Below are 20,598 nucleotides of genomic sequence, written 5' to 3' on the forward strand. Positions count from 1 at the left end.
CCGCGCGGCGCGGCGCGCCGCCGCCGGCTCCGGCCGGCCCTGCCGTGGGCGCGGTGCCGCCGCGCGGATTGCCGGCGCGGCCGCTCGCACGGGGTGCGGCGAGCGCGGCGCGCACGCCCGGCCGTGCCCTTGATGCGGGGCGGGCCGATGCGATCCTGGGTTCGCGGGGCAGGCGCAAGGCCCGCTCCGTTCCAACGCACAGGAGTACCCATGAAAATTTCCAAGGCGGAGATCGAGGCCCTCATCGAGGCCTCGCCGCGCACCTACATTCCGTTCAACCAACTGATCCTTTCCGACCATCACCAGGCACGCACGCCCGGGCCCGCGCCGGGCGGCAGGCCGCAGATGAGCTTCACCGAACTGGCCGCCTCCATCAAGGAATGCGGCGTGCTTCAGAACCTCATCGTGGTCAAGGGGCCGCGCAACCTGCACGAGGTCTGCGCAGGCGGTCGCCGCCTGCAGGCCATCGGGTTGCTGGTGGCTGCGGGCGGCTTGCCCGAGAACTATCCCGTGCCCGTGCTCGTCGTGCCCGCCGACCGGGGGCTGCTGGCCAGCCTCGCGGAGAACACCTTCCACGTGCCGATGCACCCGGCCGACGAGTTCGTTGCCTTCGCCAAGCTCATCGGCATGGGCAAGTCCGTCGAGGACGTGGCGGCGGCGTTCGGCGTCACGCCGCTGGTGGTCAAGCGCCGCATGAGGCTCGCATCGGTCTCGCCCGGGCTCATGGCGCAATACCGCGACAAGAAGATCGACCTCGAATGCCTCATGGTGCTGGCCTCGGTGGACGACCACGACCGGCAGGAACAGGCCTGGGCCGGCCTGGATCCGTGGAACCGCCATCCCGACCACCTGCGCCGCATCCTCACCCAGGGAGAAATCGAGTCCGACCGCAGCCCAGTGGCCCGGTATGTCACGGTCAAGGCCTACGAGAAGGCGGGCGGCCCGACGCGGCGCGACCTGTTCAGCGACGACGACAGGAAGGTCTATCTGCTCGACCCGGTGCTGCTCGACCAGTTGGCCGTGGCCAAGCTCCAGCGCAAGGCCAAGCAGGTCGCCGCCGAGGGTTGGAAGTGGGTCGACGTCCGCGCGCGCTATGTGCATGACGAGTACGCCAAGCACGGCGAGATGCGCAAGGCCGCGCGCGAGGCCAGCGCCGACGAAGACGCCGAACGCGACAGCCTGCACGCGCAGATCGCCGAACGCGAGCAGCGCATGGCGGCACTCTGCGACCAGGATGAGGGCACCGGGACCGGCGACGGCGAGGAAGAATTCCGGCGCCTGGAAGGCGAGTGCAACGAACTGAACGCCAGAATCGAGGCGATCACCGCATCGCTGTCGGTGTGGCCGCCCGACCTCATGGCCCAGGCCGGCTGCGTGGTCTACGTCGGCAACGACGCCGCGCCAGCCGTCCACTGCGGGCTGATCCGCCCGGAAGACCGCAGCGAGATGGCGCAACTCGCCCAGGCCGCGCGCGGCGGGGCGGCGGGCGAGGGCGGCGGCGCGCTGGTGTCCCTGCCCGCCGCCAGGACCCGGCCCGTCCATTCTGACCGGCTGACGCGCAACCTGACCGCGCACCGCGTGGCGGCGATGCAGGCAGAACTGCTGCGCCGCCCCGATGTGGCCGTGGCGGCGGTCACCGCGCAACTGGCGGCGAAGCTGCTCATCGATGGCCACCGGCACCCGGGCAGTGGCTGCGATCCGCTCGCGCTGTCGGCCTCGGACAGCCATGCGGCGCTGCGCCAGGACGCCGAGGACATGCAGGCGTGCGCGGCATGGCAGTCGCTGCACGCCGAGCGCCAGCACTGGCAGGCGCTGCTGCCGCCCCGGGCGGATGCCGTCCTGCCCTGGGTGCTCCAGTTGGACGCGGCGGCCATCTCGCGGCTCTTCACGTTCCTGGTCGCGCTCACGGTGACCGGCGTCCATTCCGCAGAGCCAAAGACGCCGCGCACCGACGGCCTCGCCCTGGCGCTGGGCCTGGACATGCGCAAGTGGTGGACGGCCACGGCGGCGTCCTATTTCAACCACGTGTCCAAGTCCCGCATCGCCGAGGTCGTGAAGGAAGCGGCGGGCGCCCAGGCCGCTGCGGCGCTGCAGGCGCTCAAGAAGGAGGCGGCGGCGAACGGCGCCGAACAGGCGGTCGCCGCCACGGGGTGGCTGCCCCCCGTGCTGCGCCTGCGTTCCCCGGACGGCGCCGCGCAGGCTGACGAGGTCGCCCCAGCGGCCGGTGAAGGCGGTGGCGACGGCGAGCACGCCGGCCCGCCAGAACCGCAGGAGGACGCGGCAGGCAGCGGTGCCCAGGCCGGCACGGACGCCGAAGGCCCGCAGCAGGAAGAGGCCCACGCCCTGGCCCAGGCGGCGTGAGCCTCGGCGCTTGGCCCGCTCCACGCCCGCGAGGGTGCCGGGACCGGCCTTCCCCATCGACAACCTTCCCAGGCCGGGAAGCAGCGACAACAGGAGTGCATGGCATGAACATCAAGGACTGGCGGGTCCGCGTGGCCCGCGACGGCGGCATGGTGGACCTCGGCAAGGTCAGCGAGGCGAGCGAATCCCTCGCCCGCTGCGCGGCCCTCTCGCGCTACGGGGTCAGCGACGAAGAACTCGCCCTTGGCGAAGTGAGGCCGCGCGGCGCCTCGATCTATCCCGACGAGGACTTCGAGGTGTCGCCAATGGCGTGAGCCACCGGGCGCCCGCGTCGGGCACGCCCCCGGCCCGTCCTGCGTGGGCGCCGGGGGCGTTTGTATTGGCGGGGCAGCCGCCGCGCGGACGCTGCTGCGAAGGGCGGACACTCCATGGCCCTGGCGAGACGGATGCCCATGGCAGTCGTCCTCATGGCCGCCGCGCGGCGGCCTGGTCCACCGCGCGTTCGTCGTTGGCCGCACCCGTGCCGGGCGGAGCTCCCGCCGGGCGCTGGGCGCGGACCGAACCGATGTACGCGCCCGCCGCGCGCTTGCGGGCATGTCCGGCCAGTTCCGCGATGTCCTGCCGCGCGGCCTCCCGCACCTCCTTCGGGGGCAGTGCGCCTCCCCGCACCGGGGGCTGGGTGCCGGTGGCGCCGACCCAGACTTCCACGAAGACTTCATGCCGCAGGCCGTGGCCGGTCGCGCCGCGTTCCTTCAGGGACAGGCCGAAGCGCCGCATCACGTAGCTGAAGTGGTTGAGGTTCTGCTTGAGGTCGCGCTTCGGGTTGCTCAGGTGGGCGTCGATGCCCACGGCCACGGACTGCGCATACGCCAGGGCCTGGTGCTGCGGTTCGGTGGCGATGGCCACGAAGCGCGGCCGTCCTCCCTTGCTGCCCTGGCACACCCACAGGTAACTCTCGGCCTTCTTGCGCTCCTGCGGCAGCCGGGTGGCCGAGAACGGCACGACGCAGGCGTGGGGCCGCATCATCACCGCTTCCTTGCGGCGCAGCCCGAAGGCCCGAATCAGCCGCAGGGCCGCTCCCACGTGGCGGTCGTAGGCGCACACCTCCTCGATCAGGGGCTCGATGTCGATCCCCGCGCCGGTCCAGCTCCTGTCGCGCTGGGCCACTTCGTGGCGTTGGTACTCCTGCATGTCCATGCCATACGCGCCAGGCTTGCGCACCAGCCCGGGCTTGCCGATCCATTGCGCCAGTCCGCGCAGGAAGCTCAGGTAGGTCTGGATGGTCGCGGCCGCGAGGCGGTCCTTGCGCCAGAGGTCCACCATCGCCTGGATGTGGCGCCCGCCCAGGTTGCGGGGGTCTGGAATCGTCGCGAAGCCCGCCTTGGCGTGGAGGTCGCGCAGGAAGCGCCGCAGGAACACCGCCCGGTCGTGCCGCGTCTTGTGGGACACGCTCTTGAGCATGGCCGTGTGCTGTTCGTTGAACAGGTCCAGCAGGATCTCCAGCACGTCCTCGGGCGGCGTCGATCCTGGCGGGTGGCGGGCCAGGACGTCGGCGGCGCTCAGGCCCGCCCAGTCGAGGTGGCGCCGCCCGGGGTGGCGGCGGGAGGTCTTCTTCGCGCGCCTGGACCGCCTGCGGGGCCGGTCGGGCGAAGGGGTGTCGGCATTCATTTGGCTCTCCTGTGACACGGGCCCGCGTCCCGAACGCGTGCCGTCTGGTGTGTGAAAGGGAATCCCGGTGGATGGGCTTGCCGTCGCTGGCGGATTCCGTTGCCAGTGCCGGTCCGTGGCCGATGCGTCAAGCGCCGTGCGCGGCCACGCCGCACGGCACCTACCCAGGGTTTCGCTGCACGGCTGCGGTGGGCAGTCCGGCGGCGCGGTCGGTCTTAAAAATGAACACGGGTTGATCCGGACCTGTGCGCGCGTTTCCGCGACGGACACAGGGTGGGGTGCGCCAGGACCTTGGAGGTCCATGTGCGCTGCGCGATCGGCCTGGCCGACGCGCGTCTGCGGGATCAGTGCTGGATTCGTAGCGCCACCCATCTGCTGGGTCGCTCCCCTGACCGGGGCCAGGGAGCGTCAGATGTCCGAGCAGGAACACACGTGGAGCCCACAAGGGCAAACACGACCGTGTGCCGCGCGATGCGCGTGCTCGGAAGGTGGCGGGAACAGTGCTTGGGCATCAGGTGCCCAGCGAACGGTTTGACCTGCACCGCGACGCGTCCTTGAAGAACGCCCAGCCGCGCGGGCTGGCAAGTCACGGGCTTTCACTACGAAGGGGATCCCTCTGGGCGCTGCTCTGAGGCAGGGCTCCGTCCGGGCTCGGGGCCGGGACATGAAGGGCGGGTAACGACCGCAACGCCTTTTTGCGCTCCCCGATGGGAGCCAGGGCAAGGAGCCTTCGGGAGTGCCCAGTGGACAGCAGTCCCCTGCGCGCCGTCAAGCCATCGCGGACGCTTTCGGGGTGGCGTCCGCACCTTCCTGTGAGGCGCCTCTATGTCTGGATGCCGACTTTGCCGCAATTGCGCGGGAGGGGGTTGACAAACAGGGCTTAGGCCTCTGGTTGTGAATCCGGCCTGGAGGGGGACTTGGGCGGTGCCGCGTGGGACGCGATGAAGTCCCGCCCGACTTGAACAACCTTTGAAGAATGGTGCGAGGCCAACGCCTCAGAAGGCTCGGCGCTTCAGTCTTCCTTGAAGTAGCCATCCGGAAAAGCCGGCGTCCCTTGTCTCAACACGCCGCAGTCCGAAGTATGTGGAGCGTTGAGTGGCGGGCAAGGCCTGCGCTTTCATCTTGGATCTTGGATATGCGTCGGGATCATTGGGCCGAAAGAAGGGGTCAATCAACTGCGGCTGATTCTGCGATCGTCAGGCACGGCTTGTAGACTAGTAAGGCACGCTAGGCTTTACCCGGAGGGTTATGCAGGAGATCGAAAAGCAGCCGGTTGATTCGTCGGCATCACAGCTCGATATACAGCCGGACGATTTTTCGCGGCGATTTTCTATGCGCCCCGGAAGCTTGATGTGGTTCTTGGGCGCAGGTGCTTCAGCCGCCGCCGGCATCCCGACAGCCGGCGACATGATTTGGGAGTTCAAACAGAAGCTGTTCGTAAGCCAACGGCGGGCGTCCCCCGAAATGGTCGCCGACCTATCGGCGCCAAGCGTGCGCCAACACTTGCAATCCCACATCGACTCAACAAGCAGCCTGCCAGCCGAGGGCGCTCCCAACGAGTACTCGGTCATCTTCGAGAAGGTCTTTCCCGCTGAGGCGGATCGTCGGGCGTATCTCGACGCCAAGTTGAGCGGAGCAAAGCCTTCCTATGGCCACATGGCTTTAGCCGCCCTGATGAAGGCTGACCACACGCGCATAGTCTGGACGACGAACTTTGACCCTCTGGTGGCGGATGCATGCGCCAAGGTGTTTGATGGGACAGGCGCACTCACTTCCGTGGCCTTCGGTGTTGGTCCCGAGATCGCCCGCAAGGCGATGGCGGACAGCCGTTGGCCCATCGAGCTCAAGCTCCATGGAGACTTCCGCTGGCGTCAGCTGAAGAACACCGACGATGAACTCCGCCATCAGGACCGTGAGCTGCGCGCGGTCCTGGTCGACAGTTGCCGACGCTCTGGGCTTATTGTCTGCGGCTACAGCGGACGTGACGATTCCATCATGGACGCATTGGAAGAGGCCGCGGCAATCCCGGGTGCATTTCCGGCGGGCCTGTTCTGGCTGCATCGGGGTGACGGGCCCCCGTACGAGCGGGTAACCGCGCTTCTCAACCTGGCACATACCCACGGCGTTGAGACCGGCCTGGTTCGAGTCCAAAGCTTCGACGAGGGGCTTCGAGACCTCGTGCGCGTTGTCTCCAAACTCGATGCCAAATCCTTGGAGGCCTTCGGCAAGCAGAGAGAGGTCAAGACAGCGGCGCCGGCCATCGTTGGCAAAGCCCATTGGCCGGTCGTGCGCTTGAACGCGCTGCGGATCGCGCAGATGCCGACCGTGTTCAGACGCGTGGTGTGCAAAGTCGGAGGAACTGGCGACGTGCGCGAAGCTGTGGCGGCGGCTGGTGTCGATGTACTTGCCGCGAGGACAAGGCCTGGCGTTCTTGCGTTTGGAGCCGATGCCGACGTCCGCAAGGCCTTTGCGCCGTTCGACATCGCCGAGTTCGACTTGGCTTCCATCGAAACCCGGCGATTGCGCTACGACTCGGCGGAGAGAGGTCTGCTTCGCGACGCCGTCGTTCGGGCTCTATGCCGCCATCGGGGGCTGGGGCGGATTCGCAAGCGCACTACCGATCTCCTGTATCCGATGTCTGTGGACGAGCCTGGGCTTCAGGAACTAAAGAAGCACGCGGCCCCCTTGGGTGGAACGGTGCCCAAATTTCCCAACCTTCAATGGCGCGAAGGCTGCGCCGTGCGCATCGAATGGGCAGCAGATGCCCTGTGGCTGCTCCTGGAGCCCGGCCCCATCTTCCTGACGCTGACGGCCGAGACCAGGTTCGCGGCGTCGAGCTTCGGCAGGGAGCGCACCTTCAAGCGCTACAACCAGAAGCTCGATTCCCTGGTCGATTTCTGGTCGTCGTATCTTTATGGCGACGGCGAAGAGGTTCACGCCTTGGGCGTGTCTACCGGCGTCGACGCCGCGTTCAGGTTCGGTCACCGAACCGCCTTCACTCGGAGGGCCGGAGCATGAGCGCAAGCCAGTTGGCCAACCACGTTCTCCTCAGCGAGCCGAAGCTGTCCTTTCACCCGGCGCGGCGTGGCGACGTGCACATCCATCCGCTCCGGGGCCTCATTCAGTACGGACCTTACTCGAGAGGCCTCCTGGTCCCGGACCCTATCAGGGTGGCTGCGTTGGCGCCGGCGGGCGAAAGTCAGCGCCTCTACGAATTTCTCAAGGAACTCAATTCGCACTACGAGCCCACCGAGCGCACGGATTACCTGCCCGCCTGGCCCGGTTTCCAGCACGTCTTCAATGTTCGGATGACGGGAGCCGGGAACGGCTGCCATATGGAGCTGGAACCGCATCTTGAGCGCGAGTACGAGGCGAGCCGCTCGCCGCACATTGTGCTGGCGGCCGCACTTACGCGCGCGTTGCAGCAACTGGACGGCAGGCGGAACCTCTTCGACGTCCTCTTCATTTACCTGCCTGACCGTTGGGAAATGGGGTTCACGGGAAGCGCGGGCGAGGACTTCGACCTGCATGACCACGTCAAGGCCATCACGGCTTCGGCCGGCATGCCTGTGCAAATCGTTCGCGAAGGCAGCGGTCTCACGTACAAGGATAGAGCGAGTGTCATGTGGCGCATCGGCCTGGCTCTCTATGCCAAGGCTGGCGGCGTTCCTTGGAAGTTGGCCCACACCGAATCAGAAACGGCCTACATCGGCCTGTCCTACTCGCTACGTCCCGTCGTTTCAGGCAAGCCACGCTTCGTGACCTGCTGCAGCCAGGTATTTGACGCCGACGGGGCGGGGGTGGAGTTCATCGCTTACGACACGAACGAGTTCGAGGTGCAGCGCGAGAACCCGTTCCTGTCGCGAACCGAGATGTTCAAGGTCATGACCCGCGCCATGGACTTGTACAGACGCCGGCACGCCGGCAGGGTGCCGCGACGAGTGATGGTCCACAAGACCACAGAGTTCAAGCCCGACGAAGTCGACGGCTGTATGGAGGCATTCCATCTGCGCGAGTCCGTCGATCTCATCCAGGTCGTCGAAGATGTCGGATGGCGGGGCGCACTTCATGAGCAGCCCAGGGTCAAAGGCGAACCCCAGGCAGCGATGTATCCAGTCACGCGCGGCACGCTACTTGGGCTGGGTCCCTTTGACGCCTTGCTTTGGACGCACGGGGCTGTCGCAGGTATCAGCAATCGCCCCTACTTCCAAGGCTCGCGAAGCACTCCGCGGCCGATCCGGCTGGTCCGCCACGCTGGCCACGGGTCTTGGGATGATGCCGCTTGGGCCATTCTCGCCCTCAGCAGAGCCTGTCCCGAATTTTGTGTGCGAGGCATAGCATGACGATCAGGAGCATGTATGCCAAGCAAGACGACGAAGAAGGCGGCGGCCAGCGCTGCTGCGGCGGCGAAGCTGCCGCCCATTCCCAAGGAACTGATTGACCAGTTCGTGACCGGGCCGATGACGGGCGAGGCGGTCAACGCCGCGACGGTGGCCTTCAAGAAGGCGCTGATCGAGCGTGCGCTGGGCGCTGAGCTCAGCCATCACCTGGGCTATGCCCCCGGGGGTGCCAAGCCCGAGGCCGGGGCCAACCACCGCAACGGCAGCACGGGCAAAACGGTGCTCACCGACGACGGCCCGCTGCGCATCGAGGTGCCGCGTGACCGCGCTGGCAGCTTCGAGCCAGTGCTCATCCCCAAGCACGAGCGACGCTTCACCGGCTTTGACGACAAGATCGTGGCCATGTACGCGCGCGGCATGACCATGCGCGAGATCCAGGGCTTCTTGCTGGAGAGCTACGGCACAGAGGTCTCGGCCGAGTTCATCAGCTCGGTCACCGACGCCGTCATGGCCGAGGTCACCGCCTGGCAGGCCCGCCCGCTTGAACCGATGTACCCGGTGGTGTTCTTCGACGCGCTGCGCGTGAAGATCCGAGAGGACGCGGTGGTGCGCAACAAGGCCATCTACCTGGCCCTGGGCGTGCTGCCCGATGGCAGCCGCGACATCCTGGGCCTGTGGATCGAAGGCACCGAGGGGGCCAAGTTCTGGATGAAGGTCTTCAACGACCTGAAGACCCGGGGCGTCAACGACATCCTCATTGCTGTCACCGATGGTCTCAAGGGCATGGCCGAGGCGTTGGGGGCGGTTTTCCCGGCCACCACGCTGCAGACCTGCATCGTGCACCTGATCCGCAACAGCCTGGACTACGCGAGCTGGAAGGATCGCAAGCTGCTTGCGCAGGCCATCCGACCCATCTACACGGCGCCCAGTGCTGAGGCGGCACAAGCCGAGCTGGAGGCCTTTGAGCAAGGCCCTTGGGGTCACAAGTTCCCCACCGTGGTGGCGGCCTGGCGTCGGGCCTGGGACAAGGTGATCCCCTTCTTCGCCTTCCCGCCAGCCGTGCGCCGCGTGGTCTACACCACCAACGCCATTGAGAGCATCAACGCGAGGCTGCGCAAGATCATCAAGACGCGCGGGCACTTCCCCAGCGATGACGCGGCCACCAAGCTGATCTGGCTGGCCCTGCGCAACATCACGGCTGACTGGGGCCGCGCGGCCAAGGATTGGAAGGAGGCAATGAACCAGTTCGCGATCCTCTACGAGGACCGCTTCACCAGGAGGACTGCTTAAGATGCAGTCTCCACTTGCCCAGGTATCCGTCGTTGTCTCATGCAACTCCGGCTGACCAGGGCAAGTCAATGAGAGCCTTGCACACAAAAATTCAGACAGGCCCCCTCAGCAAAATGGATTGGAACAACGACGCTCTCTACAACCCGCTGCCGGTAACGCTGGAGTACGCAAAGGTCCTGTCACGCGTGGTCAAGCGCATTGACCGGCTGGGCACAACTCCCTACCAGTTCCGGTTCTTCATGTAGACGCGAAGGCGGATCCACGGGCGGACCAGCCCACAGCCGGATTCGTGCAGCGCGGCTTTGGGTCGGCGCAACACCAGCCTCGCCAGGCCCGCGCGCAAGTCTTGTGCGCAACGCATCTGGTCGGCCCGCGCCTGCTGCAGCCAGGCGATGTCGATCCTACAGGCGTCGGCCTTGACAACTGCTTGATCGACCACAGGCGCTCAGCAGGACCCTGGACCTCGCCGCCGACTGGCGGCTATCCCCTTGCCTCGCCGTACACCCTTGAACGAAGCATCAACCTGTGAAGCCGCGGCAGCGCGGCTACATGCCGGGGCAGGTGGGCAGAAATCCGTCTGGTTTCAGGATGCTGGCCTGAACCGCCCCGTATTTTGAGGAGGCTCTTTTCTCTGAGAGGATTGAGCCATGAGCAAGAAGTCGAACCAGTTTTCACCCGAAGTCCGCGAACGCGCTGTTCGCATGGTGCGCGAGCACCGCAGCGAGTACCCCTCGCTGTGGGCCGCCATCGAATCCATCGCTCCCAAGATCGGCTGCGTGCCCCAGACCCTCAACGAATGGGTCAAGCGCGATGAGATCGACACCGGTACCCGGGCCGGCGTCACGACGACCGATCTGCAGCGCCTGAAAGAACTCGAACGCGAGAACAAGGAGCTGCGCAAGGCCAACGAGATCCTGAAACTGGCCAGCGCGTTTTTCGCCCAGGCGGAGCTCGACCGCCGTCTGAAGTCCTGAACGACTTCGTCGACCAGCATCGACAGGCCCACGGGGTCGAGTCGATCTGCAAAGTGCTGCAGATCGCCCCGTCAGGCTATTGGCGTCACGCCGCTCACCAACGCAACCCCCAGCTGCGCTGCGCGCGCACCCAGCGTGACGACACCTTGGTGCCGCACATTGAGCGTGTCTGGCAGGCCAACATGCGGGTCTACGGCGCCGACAAGATCTGGAAGCAGATGAACCGCGAGGGAGTTGTCATTGCTCGCTGCACGGTCGAACGCTTGATGAAGCGCCTGGGCTTGCAGGGCGTGCGCCGTGGCAAGGTGGTGCGCACCACCCTCAGCGATGCCAAGGCGCCGTGCCCACTGGATCGGGTCAACCGACAGTTCAAGGCCGAGCGGCCCAACCAGCTGTGGGTGTCGGACTTCACCTACGTCTCAACCTGGCAAGGCTGGTTGTACGTGGCCTTCGTGATCGACGTGTACGCCAGGCGCATTGTGGGTTGGCGGGTCAGCACCTCCATGCACACAGACTTCGTTCTGGATGCCCTGGAGCAGGCCCTATATGCCAGGCAGCCCGAGCGTGATGGTGCCTTGATTCACCATTCCGACAGGGGGTCGCAATACGTTTCCATCCGCTACAGCGAACGGCTGTCAGAGGCAGGCATCGAGCCATCTGTGGGCAGCAAGGGCGACAGCTACGACACTCAGTTCCAATGCTCTTGGACGCCGACGTGATCTGACCCGAGCTACGACTGGCCGTGCTGCCTTTGCGTTGACCTGTCGATCACGTCGGATGTTCCCCCGAGCGCTGTCGGGCTCAATGCACGTGACCTAATAGGAGCCTTGTTCTGCACCATGAGTGTCCTGTCCCGCTATTGAGGTTGGCGGCGCCTTCTGCAACACGGAGGAGCTTGTGTGAATCAGGACGAAGTCATTCTTGGCGTTGATACGCATCTGGACGTGCATGTCGGCGCAGTGATCAGCTGCACTGGCCGGCTGCTTGGGACGCAGGCCGTAGAAACCACCGCTGCCGGCTATTTGAAGCTGCTGGACTGGGCTCGATCATTCGGAGAATTGCGTCGTGCCGGTGTGGAGGGTACGGCCACCTACGGTGCTGGATTGACGAGGCTGATGCGCGATCATGGCGTCGAGGTGTTCGAAGTAAACCGCCCTGACCGCTCCGCGCGGCGGACGCGTGGCAAATCCGATCCGACCGACGCTGAAAGCGCTGCATGTGCTGTTCTCGCAGGCCGTGCGACAGCCGTCCCTAAACAGCAGTCTGGCGCTGCGTACGCGATGCGCGCTGTCTCAGCGGCGCGCCGGAGCGCGGTGAAGGCCAGAACGCAGACCATCAACCAGTTGCGCGGAATTCTGGTCAGCGCGCCACAAGACATCCGAGATCGTTTGCTGCGTCCCAACGCTGAGGATTGCGTGAACATGTGCTCCAAAGTGAGATCGCTGGGGGCTGAGCCCTTGCTGCAGTCTCTGCTGGCAACCCTGCGTCTCCTGGCGAAACGTTGGCTGGCGTTGAAAGCGGAGGTCAAGGTTCTGGATGCGGAGCTCGAGCAGCTCACCTGCCAGCATGCTTCGCGGCTCCGGCAGAAGTTTGGAGTCGGTGCCCAAACCGCTGCCGTCCTGGTTTGCGTGGCTGGAGACAACCCGGATCGACTGAAGAGCGAGGCCTCCCTGGCAGCCCTCTGCGGGGTCAGTCCCTTGCAAGCCTCATCCGGGAAGACCAAGCGCCATCGCTTGAATCGAGGCGGCGACCGTTCCGCGAACAATGCACTCTGGACCATTGCGATGGTCCGAATGCGAAGTGATCCGCGTACACGCGAGTACGTCGCTCGCCGAACGGCACAGGGGCTGTCGACCAAGGAGATCCAGCGGTGCCTGAAGCGGTACATCGTGCGCGAGCTGTACCCGTTGATATTGGGTGATCTGGGCCGGTCACCCGGCGCCCCTTGACATAGGAGCGTCAACGCCTTGGCCGAGACGATCAACGGCCTGTACAAGGCCGAGGTGATCCATCGCCGGTCCTGGCCAACCCGCGAATCGGTGGAACTGGCCACACTGGAATGGGTGTCCTGGTTCAACCATCACAGGCTGCTCGGACCTATTGGATACATACCGCCTGCAGAGGCTGAGGCAAACTACTACCGGCAACTCGCCAGTCAGACCTCCATGGTGGCGGTCTAACTTAAACCAACCGGCCTCCACGAAAACCGGGGCGGTTCAGGCCCGAGCGAACCCGTCGAATCCACTGGGCATCCCCGCGCCCGGGCGCCGGTACGCCCCGTCCGAGCCGGAAAGCGGAGCTGCCGTCGAAATCTGCTCACTTGCGCTCGGATTTCGCGTTGCGTCCCCGGGCCGCGATGGATGACGCTTCCGGTGTTTGCGTCCATGGCTAGGAGCCTGCAATGAGCAAGATCGTCAGGGCCATCGACGTCGGCTTCGGCAACACGAAGTTCGTCGTCGGGCTCACGGAGCAAGAGATCAGGTGCGCGTCCTTCCCCTCACTGGCCTATACCAGCGTCAAGGATCCGGGCACGAGGCCGGCGGCCGAGCGGCGGCGGACGGTGGCCATCCCGATCGACGGCACCTTCTACGAGGTCGGCCCGGAGGTGCACCTGGCGGCGGACACCTTCCGCGCGACGCAGCTGCACGACCAGTACGTCGAGACGCCCGAGTACATGGCGCTGGCGCGCGGAGCCATGGCCTACATGAAGCTCAGCGTGATTGACCTGCTCGTCGTGGGACTGCCGGTGTCGTCCTTCCAGGCGCGCAAGAGCTACCTGGAAAAGGCCATGGCGGGCGTGCACGACCTCGGGGGCGGCAAGTCGGTGGAGGTGAGGAAAGCCATCGCCGTCGCCCAGCCCCAGGGCGCGCTGGTTTACTACACGGCGGCGTACCACAAGCAAAAGAGCATCGAACACGAGCAGAGCCTCATCATCGATCCAGGATCGCGCACATTCGACTGGCTGCTGTCGCGGGGCATGCGCCTAGTGCTGAAGGTCAGCAACTCCGTCAACCGCGGCATGTCCGACGTTCTCAAGACGATCGCGCAGGAGATCAGCAGCGACATCGGTCGTCCCTACAGCGACCTGCCTGCCATCGACGCGGCATTGCGCACCGGCAAGCCGCTGATGATCTACCAGAAGCCCTACGACCTCGCGCCGATCCTGCCGACCGCGCGCGCGGTCGCGCGGCGCGCCGTCTCCTCGATGATGGAGTGGATCACGGAGGACTACAGCATCCAGAACGTGATCCTCGTCGGCGGCGGCGCGTTCATGTTCAAGGATGCGGTCAAGGCGGCGTTTCCGAACCACAAGATCTACGTGGTGAAGGAGCCGATGTTCGCCAACGTCAAGGGCTTCCAGATCGCGGGGGACAACCTGCTCAAGGCCCAAGGCTTGTCCGCCGAGGACCATGATGGACAGCGATGAAGCACCTGGCCCGCAAGCCATGCGCCTGCGCGTGACGCTGGAGCTGAGCCGCAGCGACGATCCCCTCCTGTTCGACGCACTGGTGCAGTTGAAGAAAGGCCGCCGGCGCGTAGCGCGGCTGCGTACCCTGGCCCATGACGGCTTGCTGGCCGCCATCCCGCAGCCGTCGGCCGCGCAAGCGCAGGGGCCGGCGAAGTCCGTTCCCGTTGACATCGAGCATGGCGGTGAGCGGACCGATCTTGCCGCGCTGGACCCGCGGGTGACCGCCGGGCTCTTCGATGTGCCGCTGGAGGAGTGAGCGACAGACCCTGGTGCCACGGCGTCCCGAATCGCGACCTTGACGGGTGCGACTCCCGTGAGACCGTGGTGAGACGGAATGCGCACCGCTGGGCCCCGACGGGACGGCGCGGGACGAACCGGGACCCAGGTCGGCGTGGAGTCACACCCGGCCGCGATCACGGGATGCCCTGGCGCAGTCTGCGTGGGTGCCTTCGGCGGGTGCCCGATTCGCAAACCAATTCTTCAGGAGAGCCATATGAAACCAGTGGTCAGGGCCGTAGACGTCGGGTTCGGCCATACCAAGTTCGTGACGGGGGTGGCCGGCACCGAGATCCGGTGCGCCAGTTTTCCGTCGATCTGCTATCCGGCGGCGAGGGATTCCTCGAAGGTCGCCGCGATCGAGGGCCGCGCCACGTTCTGCATCCCCATCGGCGGCCTGTTCTACGAGGTCGGCCCGGACGTTGCCCTCGCCGGCGAAGCCTTCCGCCCCTCGCAGATGCACGACCGCTACACGGAGACGCCCGAGTATCTGGCGCTGCTCAGGGGCGCCCTCCGCATGATGAACGTGCCCGAGATCCATCTGCTCGTCGTCGGGCTTCCGGTGGCCCTGCTGGTCGCGCGCAAGGCCAAGCTCGAGCGCGCGATGATGGGAACGCACGACGTCGGAGGCGGCCGGCGGGTGCTCGTGCACAAGGCCATGGCGATCGCGCAGCCGCAGGGCGCCCTGCTGTTCTTCTCCTCCGTCGCGGGAAAGATGGACAGGATCGCCAGCGAACAGAGTCTCGTGGTCGACCCCGGATACCGGACCTTCGACTGGGTCGTGGCGAGGGGTGTCCGGTTCGTGCAGAAGCGCAGCCACTCTGTTCCCCGCGGCGTCGCCGACGTACTGCAGGTGCTGGCATCCGAGATCACCCAGGACATCGGCGTCCACTACAGGGACGTCGATGCGATAGACGCCGCGCTGCGGGCGGGCAGGGGACCCATGATCTACCAGCGGCCGTACGACCTGGACCGGATGCGCCCCATGATCGAGAAGATCGCCGGCCAGGCGGTGTCCTCGATGCTGCACTGGATCGGCGATGCCACGGGCTTCCACAACATCGTGATGGCGGGTGGAGGCGTCCATCGCTTCAAGGGTGCCGTCAAGGCGGCGTTTCCGCGCCAGCGTGTGCTGGTGCTCAAGGACGCGATGTTCGCCAACGTGCGGGGCTACCAGATCGCGGGCATGAACTACCTGGCCAGCCGAGGCGACATCGAGACGGGAGGCGTGCGATGAGCGAGGAAAGCCGCAACGATGGGACGATCAGACTCCTGTTCGAGATGTCGCGCGAGGACAACCCGCCGCTCTACGACGATCTGGTCCGGTTCAGCAAAGGAGTGAAACGCGTCAACCGCCTGCGGCTGCTGGCGCACGAGGGCCTGCGGGCGGTTCGCGCGCACGGTTTGCCTGTGCCGGGAGCTGGGCTTCCCGCCCGCGGGGGCGGTGCGCCGAATGAAGCAGCGGCGCCTGTTGCCGCTGATGTAAATCCGCTGCTAATCGCTGGCGAGGTGGCGGATTTGCAGGGGGGCGTGGATTTGCGGTGAAGTGACCCCGGCCGAACGGCATCAGGGCCTGCATGCAGGCCCTGATGGGGGGGTGGGTGTGATGCCTGAGCTGGTAGGGCCTGGCCGGTGTGCGGAAGGTCAGAACGGCTCGTCGGGATCGAACTCAGGCGGGTCGGTGTCAGGCATGAGCTGTTCGCGCCAGGCCTGCTGCATCTGGGGCCCATAGGCGGCCCACAGTGCCTGGCGCATGGCCTGAAGGCACTCGGCAACGGCCAGTGCTTGCTCGGGCGTCCAGTGCCTTGGCACGACCGCCGCAGCGCTCGATGTCGGTGATGGCGACGATGTCGACGGCGATGCACTCATGCTGCGGCCTTACGAGACCGCGCTGGCGTTGCCTTGGCCGAGCGCGCGGCCAGGCGTTGGGCCTCGCGCTCCTGCGCTTCCTTGGCCCGGTAGGACTCGCCGTCGATGCGCACCACCTCGGCGCGGTGCATCAGCCGGTCGATCAACGACACCACGCACGCCGCGTTGGGGAAGACCTCGCCCCAATCGGCGAACGCTTTGTTGGTCGTCACCACCGTGCTCTTGTGCTGGTAGCGCCGGCTGACCAGCTCGAACAGCAGATCGGCGTGGCGGTTGGAGTACGACAGGTAGCCGACCTCGTCGATGATCAACACGTCCGGGGCGGCGTACTGGCGCAGCTTGCGGCGCAGGCTCGAGTCGCTGTCCAGCGCGGCCAGCTCGCCCAGCAACTGCCCGGCGGTGGTGAACAGGGCTGTGTGCCCGGCCAGCACCGCCTGGTAGCCGATGTTGCAGGCACACATGGATTTGCCCACCCCGTTGGGGCCGACCAGGACGACGTTGCTGGCGTCCTTGACGAACGCCAGCGTCATCAGTTCTTCGACCGCCGCGCGGTCGATCTGCCTGGGCCAGGCCCAGTCGAAGTCGGCCAGCGGCTTGAAGCGCCCGATGTGCGCCTCACGCAGGCGGCGCTCCAGGCTGCGGCGGCTGCGCTCGGCGGCCTCCCAGGCCAGCATCTGCGCCACCCAGTGCGCCTGCTCGGGTTGGGCCATCACCTCAGCCCAGTGCTCGAGCAGGCCATGCAGGCGAAGTGCGGCGGCCTGCTCACGCAGCGCGGCCGGTGTGGCGATGTCATTCATCGGGGCTCTCCGGTGGATCCTGGGGGCTGTCGGGTTGCTGGTCGGGTTGCGGGTCGTGCTGGCGGTCTGGCTGACGGTCATAGGAGCGCAAGTCGTGGGTGCGCACCGGCGCGTCGCGCTTGGCCACGTGCTCGGGCAGCACCAGCGCCACCGGCGGCGGCTCGCCACTGGCCGCGCGGGCGCGCTCCAGTGCCAGCCGCACGGCGTTGGGGTGGGCCACGTCGCGCGCGAGCGCCTCGGTGATCGCCGCCTGCAATGCGGCGGCCCCCCAGCGCTCGAGCAGCCGCATCAGCGTGGCGGTGATCGAGCCCAGGTTCTCGCCGCGCGCGCCGGCGCGCTGGAGCAACTGTGCGCTGGCCGGTGCGGCTTGGGCCAGGCGGTCGCAGGCGCGGTGGGCCCGGCCGGCGCGCTTGGCCTCGACCAGGCACTGCACATGGGCGTCGTCCTCGATCTGCGTGCGGCTGTCCCAGCAGCGCCGGTGGCGCGCCAGCTCGGTGGCGCCGTCGAGCACACGCACCCACTGCTCGTCGGCCCACACCGTCAGCGTGCGCTGGACTTGGGTGTGTGGCACCGAGTAGTCGTTGGTGTCGAAGCGCACGTAGGGCGTCTTGCCCACCCGCGCGGCCACGCGCTCGCCGAGTGCGAAGGCCGCATCAGGCAGCACCATCAAGCTGCGCCCCTCGGCCTCGAAGGCCTGGCGCACGCTCAAGGCGCTGTCCTCGGGCCAACGCCGGTCGGCGGCCGAGCCGGCTGCCCAAGCCCGTGCCTGCGCGTTGAGGTCAGCCAAGTCGGTGAACGGGCGCCCTGCGAAGAAGCTGTCGCGGATGTAGCGGATCGAGCGCTCGACCCGGCCCTTCTCATTGCCCCGCGCCACTGCCACCGGGCGCGGCTCGAAGCGGTAGTGCGCGGCCAGAGCGAGCAGTTCGGGATTGAAGCGGATCGCGTCACCCTGGCGCTCAAGCACCGCGCTCTTGAGGTTGTCGTACAGGGCCACCCGGGGGCAGCCGTTGAAGGCGCCGAAGGCCTCGACATGACCACGCAGGAAGCTGTCCATGCGCGCGTCCAGGAAGAAGCGCAGGAAGATCATGCGGCTGTGGCTGAGCACCATGACGAAGGCCATCAGCGGACGCCGGGCGCGGCCTACTGCCAAGTGACCGAAGTGGCCCCAGTCCACCTGCGCTTGCTCACCAGGCAGCGTGCGCAGGCGCAGGTAGGCCTCGGCGGGCGGCCTCGGGCGCAGCTCAGCGATGAGGTGGCGGAAGTGCGAGTCGCAGCCCACGTAGCCGCGCTCGCCCACCATGGCGTACAGCCGCGCCGCGGTGAGCGTGGGGAACTTGGCCAGCGTGGCGAGGATGAAGGGCCGGTAGGCATCGATTCGGCTGGATCGCAGCGGTGACGGCGGCACGGCTTGGCCGTTGACCGCCAGCACCCGGCGCACGGTGTCGCGGTGCACATGCAACTGCCGGGCAATGGTGCCCACCCGCCACTTCTCCGCCGCATGCAGACGCAGGATCTGCGCGACCAGGTCAGGGGCTATGGTCATGGCGCCACCCAGCGCGCGCGCAGCCCAGGCCATGACGAAGGAAGCCTTGGCGCACCCAGGCGGGCTGTGGCCGGGCACAGCGCCGGCACAGCCAGGGCGTGGTGGTGGGTGTGGCGGTGGTGGGTGTGGTGGCGGCCTCCACGGCGACCGGCGTGGTGGCCGCCGTGTGCGCAGGCGCCGAGGTGATGTGGTTTGTCCATGCGACCAGTGGAGCCGCAGCCGCCCCGCTCGGGCAACCCTGGTGCGTCACGTTGTGCTGCAGACCACCTCCACCGCCGGTGCCACCATCACCGCGGGCACGGCGCCGTTGGCGCCAGCGCCGCGACCGCTCGGCGTGGGCAAGCCGGCCGCGCCGAGACCGTTGGTACCGACGTGCGCTCTCGCGCCGAGCCGCCTCGCGCGCCAGGCGCTGGCACTGCCGGCCGCAATAGCGATTGCCACGGTCGCAGTGGCTGCACAGCAAGACCTGCACGCGGCAACGCGCACACAGGAACAGGCGCCCCGGAACATCCATGCCCACCTCGGTCAACGACCGAAGCTGCAGTGCTGGACGGACGCGTCCCAGCGGTGCCACACTGACGCAGCACCACCTTCATCGGCACGGTGTAGGGCGCGGTACGGTCGTCAAGCTTGCCGGCCAGAGAGACCGATGCCGCGCCCACCTTCTTCGGCATGAGCGCTGTTGTATCCCGAGCGCTGCCCCGTACGACCGCCGTACCGCCGAAGTCACCACGTCACCCTGATACCCATCGACTGCGTCGGCATCGCGCCCACGCCATCGGCTGCGCCTGCCCGGCCGCCCTGCAGGGCGGCCGGGCAGATGCTGTCCCTCCAACCCACCGATCAATCAGCCCAAGATCAAATCCGCCACCTCACCAGCAAATACACGCGGTTCCTGACCAGCGTTCACAGCGCCGAACTTCGGGTCGGGCGCGGTGACAGACGCGGTGTTCGCCGAGCCGCTGGGGGAGTAGTTGGCCATGGCTCGGGAAGGAATGGATCGCGGTGGCCACGGGTACGTCAGCGCGTCGGAAATCGCGGCCATGGGCATGTGCGAGCGCAGGATGGTCCTCGAACACCGCCATGGGCGGCGGCTGTCGGCCGGACAGCACGAGGCTGTCCTGCGGGGACGGCGGCTGCATGCGGCGTTCGATGCGCAGGCCGAAGCCGGGCAGGCTGGTCTTCGGGGCCGTTGCTTCATCGCCACCCAGGTCTTCGGAAGTACCGCGCCGCAGACCTCGGTGCTCAGGCGCTATCGGGACCGCGTGCTGAGGGCCAGCGCCCCGGGGCGCTGCCTGATCGCCTGGTACTACCGAGCTGCGCCGCGCGTATGCGCGTGGCTCGCGCGCCACCCTTGGGCCCGCGTGCCGGTTCGCCAAGGCCTTCGCCTCGTGGTCCTGTACGCGCATTGGCGCTGTAGCTGCGAGGAGACGGACCGTGGGTGCTGAGCTTGCCGCCGCGGGCATTCTCATCGCGGCAACCCTGTGGTTCGGCGTTCGCCGCTGGCTCAGGGCGAGGACTTCAGGGCAGCCGCTGCTGCCGCGTGAACTGCGGCAAGCCGAGCTCGCCTACAGCGAGCGGCTGTTCCGCGCCAGTGACCCGGAGGCGATCTCGGCGAAGGTCGACCGTGCCTACAGGCGGCGCGACGGCATGTTCGTGCTGCTGGAACTCAAGACGCGCGTGCACGCGAGGGTCTATCCCTCGGACGTGATCGAACTCTCCGCCCAGCGGGTGGCCTTGGGCTTCGAACTCGGCCAGCCGGTCTCGGCGCGTGGCTATGTGCTCATCCAGGCGCCGGACGGCCGCCAGCTTGCGTGTTGCCGCGTGCGCCTTCTTCCCGCGGCCGAGGTCATCGCGCTGGTCCAGCGGCGCAGGCAGGTGCTGGCGGGGACCATCGAAGCTCGCGCCAACGGCGCACCCCATCTTTGCGGCGGCTGCGCGCAGCGCCAGCGGTGCGGTCTCTGAACTGCACGCCTGCCTCTGCGCAAACGAGGTCGATGGCCCGGCCATC

The 20,598-nt window shown here is 67.0% G+C and carries 16 protein-coding genes, 2 pseudogenes and 1 other annotated feature; of the genes and pseudogenes, 14 read left to right on the top strand and 4 right to left on the bottom strand.

What is annotated here, in order from left to right; genetic code table 11:
• The first annotated feature begins 210 nt into the window (after positions 1-210).
• Together DELCS14_RS09125 and DELCS14_RS09130 are read left to right on the top strand one after the other, a co-directional pair.
• A complete protein-coding gene (locus DELCS14_RS09125) occupies positions 211-2,361 on the top strand; it encodes a ParB N-terminal domain-containing protein (RefSeq protein WP_013801381.1) in 2,151 nt (716 codons plus the stop codon).
• 104 nt (positions 2,362-2,465) lie between these two features.
• Positions 2,466-2,675 (top strand): hypothetical protein, encoded by a 210-nt coding sequence (locus tag DELCS14_RS09130; protein ID WP_013801382.1) that lies wholly within the window; start codon positions 2,466-2,468, stop codon positions 2,673-2,675.
• Positions 2,676-2,826: 151 nt separating this feature from the next.
• On the opposite strand, the gene DELCS14_RS09135 is transcribed toward DELCS14_RS09130, so the two are convergent.
• Positions 2,827-4,047, bottom strand: coding sequence for an integrase domain-containing protein (locus tag DELCS14_RS09135; protein WP_228676865.1), 1,221 nt, complete (start codon positions 4,045-4,047; stop codon positions 2,827-2,829).
• Positions 4,048-5,277: 1,230 nt separating this feature from the next.
• On the opposite strand from DELCS14_RS09135, the gene DELCS14_RS09140 reads away from it, so the two are divergent.
• The 11 genes and pseudogenes from DELCS14_RS09140 to DELCS14_RS09190 all read left to right on the top strand — a co-directional run bounded on the left by DELCS14_RS09140 (position 5,278) and on the right by DELCS14_RS09190 (position 15,923).
• Positions 5,278-7,047, top strand: coding sequence for an SIR2 family protein (locus DELCS14_RS09140; protein ID WP_043795886.1), 1,770 nt, complete (start codon positions 5,278-5,280; stop codon positions 7,045-7,047).
• The gene (locus tag DELCS14_RS09145; RefSeq protein WP_157158254.1) at positions 7,044-8,372 is read left to right on the top strand and encodes a hypothetical protein; all 1,329 of its coding nucleotides are present in this window, start codon (positions 7,044-7,046) and stop codon (positions 8,370-8,372) included. Before DELCS14_RS09140 ends, DELCS14_RS09145 begins: the two co-directional genes overlap by 4 nt.
• 15 nt (positions 8,373-8,387) lie before the next feature.
• Complete coding sequence (locus DELCS14_RS09150) at positions 8,388-9,659, top strand: IS256 family transposase (protein WP_013801385.1); 1,272 nt, start codon at positions 8,388-8,390, stop codon at positions 9,657-9,659.
• 113 nt (positions 9,660-9,772) lie between these two features.
• On the top strand, positions 9,773-9,904 hold the full coding sequence (locus DELCS14_RS31390) for a hypothetical protein (RefSeq protein WP_267234577.1): 132 nt from the start codon (positions 9,773-9,775) through the stop codon (positions 9,902-9,904).
• 402 nt (positions 9,905-10,306) lie between these two features.
• A pseudogene (locus DELCS14_RS09160) lies at positions 10,307-11,319 on the top strand (IS3 family transposase); the annotation flags it as partial.
• Positions 10,588-10,704, top strand: a sequence feature (AL1L pseudoknot). Its footprint overlaps the pseudogene before it by 117 nt.
• 213 nt (positions 11,320-11,532) lie before the next feature.
• Positions 11,533-12,582: an IS110 family transposase gene (locus tag DELCS14_RS09165; protein WP_013801387.1), complete on the top strand. Its 1,050-nt coding sequence runs from the start codon at positions 11,533-11,535 to the stop codon at positions 12,580-12,582.
• A 12-nt stretch (positions 12,583-12,594) separates the two neighbouring features.
• Positions 12,595-12,813 (top strand): annotated as a pseudogene (locus DELCS14_RS09170) (integrase core domain-containing protein); the annotation flags it as partial.
• Between the two features lie 221 nt (positions 12,814-13,034).
• The gene (locus DELCS14_RS09175; protein ID WP_013801388.1) at positions 13,035-14,060 is read left to right on the top strand and encodes a PRTRC system protein D; all 1,026 of its coding nucleotides are present in this window, start codon (positions 13,035-13,037) and stop codon (positions 14,058-14,060) included.
• The gene (locus DELCS14_RS09180; RefSeq protein WP_157158255.1) at positions 14,044-14,358 is read left to right on the top strand and encodes a hypothetical protein; all 315 of its coding nucleotides are present in this window, start codon (positions 14,044-14,046) and stop codon (positions 14,356-14,358) included. The genes DELCS14_RS09175 and DELCS14_RS09180 overlap by 17 nt, the downstream gene beginning before the upstream one ends.
• 237 nt (positions 14,359-14,595) lie before the next feature.
• Positions 14,596-15,615, top strand: a complete 1,020-nt coding sequence (locus DELCS14_RS09185) for a PRTRC system protein D (RefSeq protein WP_013801390.1) — start codon at positions 14,596-14,598, stop codon at positions 15,613-15,615.
• Complete coding sequence (locus DELCS14_RS09190) at positions 15,612-15,923, top strand: hypothetical protein (RefSeq protein ID WP_013801391.1); 312 nt, start codon at positions 15,612-15,614, stop codon at positions 15,921-15,923. The genes DELCS14_RS09185 and DELCS14_RS09190 overlap by 4 nt, the downstream gene beginning before the upstream one ends.
• 99 nt (positions 15,924-16,022) lie before the next feature.
• Here the strand turns inward: DELCS14_RS09190 and DELCS14_RS29800 are convergent, their stop codons facing one another.
• The 3 genes from DELCS14_RS29800 to istA are packed head-to-tail and all read right to left on the bottom strand — an operon-like array spanning position 16,023 to position 18,587.
• The gene (locus DELCS14_RS29800) at positions 16,023-16,247 is read right to left on the bottom strand and encodes a hypothetical protein (RefSeq protein WP_013801229.1); all 225 of its coding nucleotides are present in this window, start codon (positions 16,245-16,247) and stop codon (positions 16,023-16,025) included.
• Positions 16,244-17,044 carry an IS21-like element helper ATPase IstB gene (gene istB / locus DELCS14_RS09195; RefSeq protein ID WP_013801228.1) on the bottom strand — a complete coding sequence of 267 codons (801 nt, stop codon included), beginning with the start codon at positions 17,042-17,044 and terminating at the stop codon, positions 16,244-16,246. Before istB ends, DELCS14_RS29800 begins: the two co-directional genes overlap by 4 nt.
• The gene (istA, locus tag DELCS14_RS09200; RefSeq protein ID WP_049801489.1) at positions 17,037-18,587 is read right to left on the bottom strand and encodes an IS21 family transposase; all 1,551 of its coding nucleotides are present in this window, start codon (positions 18,585-18,587) and stop codon (positions 17,037-17,039) included. Before istA ends, istB begins: the two co-directional genes overlap by 8 nt.
• A 1,437-nt stretch (positions 18,588-20,024) precedes the next feature.
• Here istA and DELCS14_RS09210 point away from each other — a divergent pair.
• Positions 20,025-20,552 carry a hypothetical protein gene (locus tag DELCS14_RS09210; RefSeq protein WP_013801393.1) on the top strand — a complete coding sequence of 176 codons (528 nt, stop codon included), beginning with the start codon at positions 20,025-20,027 and terminating at the stop codon, positions 20,550-20,552.
• The last annotated feature ends 46 nt before the right edge of the window (positions 20,553-20,598 follow it).

This window comes from Delftia sp. Cs1-4, from assembly GCF_000214395.1.
Taxonomy (GTDB): Bacteria; Pseudomonadota; Gammaproteobacteria; order Burkholderiales; family Burkholderiaceae_C; genus Comamonas; species Comamonas acidovorans.